Below are 3,477 nucleotides of genomic sequence, written 5' to 3'. Positions count from 1 at the left end.
CTCCGTGACGGCGGCGTGCTCGTCGCCGATCCGTGGCGCGTCCACCGGCAGCGCGACGGAGCCGTGCGCGTGGCAGACCACGCAGTGAAGCTCGTCGTGCGGCGGAAGCCCGTCGGGCTGCGCGTCCGGGAGCTGGGCGAGCGTGGCGTGGCCGGCCGTGGAGGCGGGCGCCATGTCCAGCCCGCTCCCCCACGCGTGCAGCGCCGGAAGCGCCGCCACACCCAGCAGGTGCAGCAGCGTTCCGATCAGCAGCGCAATGCGCCGCGTGCAGGCGAGGGCTCCGGTCGCGCGATTCATCACAGTGCGCCTACCCCCTTGCCATCACAGGGGTTCCGCCCCGGCCACGTACGAGCGGAGCCGCGCCAGGTTCATCCGGTCCAGCGTCACCAGGTCCTTGGGGTCGTCCGGGTGCTCCTTGGGCGTTTCCAGCACCATGGGCACCCCGGCGAAGCGCGGGTCGTTCATCAGGTGCCGGAAGGGCTCGTCGCCCAGCGATCCCTCGCCGATCGCCGCGTGGCGGTCGCGCCGGCTGCCGAACGCCGTCATGGAATCGTTCAGGTGGAACAGCCGCACGCGATGCATCCCGATCACGTCCGCCAGCCGCTCCATCACCCCGAAGTAATCGTCGCGCAGGTCGTACCCGGCGGCGAAGATGTGACAGGTGTCCACGCACACGCCGACGCGATCCCTCAACCCGGGAGGCACGCGCTCGATCATCTCCGAAAGCTCCTCGAACCGCGAGCCGATCACCTTGCCGGCCCCCGCGGTGGTCTCCAGCAGCACCATCACCGAACCGCCCACCTCCTCCAGCGCCTGCGCCACCAGCTCCGCGTTCTGCGCCAGGCCACGGGGCAGGTCGCCGTCCGTGGCGTTTCCGGGGTGGGAGACGAGGGCGTCCAGCCCCAGCTGGCTGGCGCGCCGCAGCTCGCCGACGAAGGCCGCGTACGAGCGTTCGCGCAGGATGGGGTCCGCCGTCGCCAGGTTGATCAGGTAGCTGTCGTGCGCATTGGCGAAGGCGACGCCGTGCTCGATGAGCCCGGTGCGGAACGCCTGGCACTCGTCGTCCACCAGCTGCACCTCGGCCCAGCGGTTGGGCTGCTTGGTGAACACCTGGATGGCGGAGGCGCCGATGTCGGCGGCGCGGGCGGGGGCGTTGCGGCACCCGCCCGCGGTGGAGACGTGGGCTCCCAGCAGCACGGCGATGTCGTTGCGGGTACGGACCTTCGGCGGATCGGCGCGCCAAGGTAGACGCCGGGCGCGGGGGTGTCAAACGAGCGCGGGTCCGGGGCGGCGCCCCCCGGACCCGGAGATCAGCTCGCGTGAGTCAACGTGCGGCGCATGTCGCGGTGCCTGGACGCCGAGGGGCGGAACCGGAACTCCGGCTGGTTCAGCAGGGCTCCGTCCAACGCCTCGCCGCCGACGATCCGCGCCAGCGTGCCGGAGACGGTCGCCTGGTCGTCGTCGAAGCCGCCGTGCGACTTGGCCCCGGAGGCGGCGGGGCCGCTGCCCAGGCCGTTCGGGGCGCGCACCCACTCTGCCCGGCCCGCGTCGAGCAGGGCCTTGAAGTGGGCGTTCTTCCGCAGGTGCTTTTCCATCCCAAGCAGCGGTTCGCCGCCGGGCGCGAGCACCGGAATCCGAACCCGCTCTTCGAACGCGTGCGAAACCAGGTACAGCAGCGACTTGTTGTAGATGCGAGCGCAGTGGTCGTCCTGCTCGGCCTTGTCGGTGAGCGTGTAGACGGCGAACTGCCGAATGCTGCCGTCCTTCGCGAGCGGATTGTAGAACTTCTCGAAGAACCGGGTGGTGCACGCCGGTGCCCACAGCGTGCACGTTTCCACGGCGCGCCGGGCGCCCGCCAGCTTGCGCACCACCGGCCCCATCAGCACCGCGCCCGCGCTGTGTGCCACGATGTGGATCTCCACGTCCTCCAGCTTCAGGAGTTCATCCACCAGGAACGCGGCGCCGCCCTTGGGCGACTCGGTCGCCAGCCGCGCGTTCTCCTTCATCTCCTTCCACTGGGCCAGCCCCGAAAGGGTGCGGGCCAGCGGTTCCATGGCGTCGTCCAGGCGGTCGAGCATGAAGTCCTGCGCATCGCCGATGAAGCCCTCGGCACGGCGGCGGCTGAACGCGTCCTGCAGGATGTTCTTGAGCGTGCTCCAGAAATCGGTGCGCCAGATGAACGCCAGCGGGTACACTTCGGCCTCCAGGAAGCGCGAGCGGTAGTCCGCGATCCGCTGCAGGGCGGATTCCTCGGGCACCAGTCCGCCGTGCGCGTACAGCATCACCCGCTTTTTCGCCCATTTCCGCGTGATCCGCGGAATGTCGTGGCTCACGATGCGCGCCACCTCGGCTTCGGTGGTCCCGTACATGCCGCCGGGGCGGAGCCTGCCGTCGTTCCCCAGCGAAACCACGTGCGGGCGCAGGTCGTCGTACACGTAGGCGCGCGACGCCTGCGACGCGTCGGAAAACGCGGGCGAAGTGGAACGCGCCATCCCCAGCCGAACGGGCGCGCCCAGCCGCGCCACCCAGACGTCGGTGCCGTTCTGCAGCCAGTCGTCGTAGCTGACGTGCCCGAAGCCCTGTTTGCCCCACTTCTCGCCCCAGGAGTTCTGAATCCAGAAGCCGTCGGCGTCGTATGCCACGATGGCGAAGGCGTGCCCGCCGAGCACGGCCTCGTCGCCGCTGAAGGGGATCGTCCCCTCTGCGTCCACGTGCTTCCAGCCTTCGTGCACCAGTGCCGTCGCATACAGGATCCGCGCTTCGGCGATGGCGCTGTGCATGGCGACAAGGTCCCGGTGGTTGACTCGCGAGTAGGCGCCCAGGGGCCGCGTCGCGGCGTCTCCCCAGCACTCCGGCGAGTCGGGCCACAGGGGGGCGCCACACACGCCGTGCCGCTGCCAGGCCTTCATGGCCCCGCGCGCGCTGGAGCCTTCGTACTCCTCGCCCGGCCACTCGTCGTATCGTCGGGCCAGGTCGTACAGCATCTTCGGGCTGACGTCGCCCGTGTCCGGGACCCTCTGGCGGGTACGGAGCAGGTAGTGAGCTACCGTGGCGAGTGCGTACCCCGTACAGGCGCCTTCGCGACCCTGGTTCAGCACGGGCACCCGCGCCTTGAGGTACTCCTCGAGAGGCATGTCGGTGGGAACTTCCACGAGGGTCGGCACGAACATGTGGTCGCGGAAATCCAGCGTGTCGGGCCGTGCATCCAGCTTACGCTTCTCGCCTGCGAGGGTCGCGAGCATCGGGTGCTCCATGAGCGGGTGGGGAACAGCGAGCCGTGCAGTTTGGATGGACAGGGGGTGCGTCTTTCGCCAGGACCGGTACCGTCTGCGCGGTGTGGAGCATTTCTTCCATCGCGGGACGCCGACAGGGGCGGTGTGGCCCAACGTTCCGGATGCACGAGCCGACGACACAAACGAGGGGGAGGATGACGATGAAGCGGATGCTGATGTTCGCGGCCCTGGCCGGGGTGGCCGG

General features: G+C 69.9%; 2 protein-coding genes and 1 pseudogene. All 3 read right to left on the bottom strand.

Features of this window, described 5'->3' with window-relative positions; translation table 11 throughout:
• Positions 1–297, bottom strand: a pseudogene (locus tag VIB55_RS05165) (hypothetical protein); the annotation flags it as partial.
• A 24-nt stretch (positions 298–321) separates the two neighbouring features.
• Positions 322–1,197, bottom strand: a complete 876-nt coding sequence (locus VIB55_RS05160) for a deoxyribonuclease IV (protein WP_331875599.1) — start codon at positions 1,195–1,197, stop codon at positions 322–324.
• A 113-nt stretch (positions 1,198–1,310) separates the two neighbouring features.
• Positions 1,311–3,242, bottom strand: coding sequence for a C1 family peptidase (locus VIB55_RS05155; protein WP_331875598.1), 1,932 nt, complete (start codon positions 3,240–3,242; stop codon positions 1,311–1,313).
• Positions 3,243–3,477: the final 235 nt, after the last annotated feature.

This window comes from Longimicrobium sp. (genome assembly GCF_036554565.1).
GTDB lineage: Bacteria > Gemmatimonadota > Gemmatimonadetes > Longimicrobiales > Longimicrobiaceae > Longimicrobium.
The sequence above is the reverse complement of the archived record's forward strand: the minus strand, read 5'-3'. Positions and strand labels throughout refer to the sequence as shown.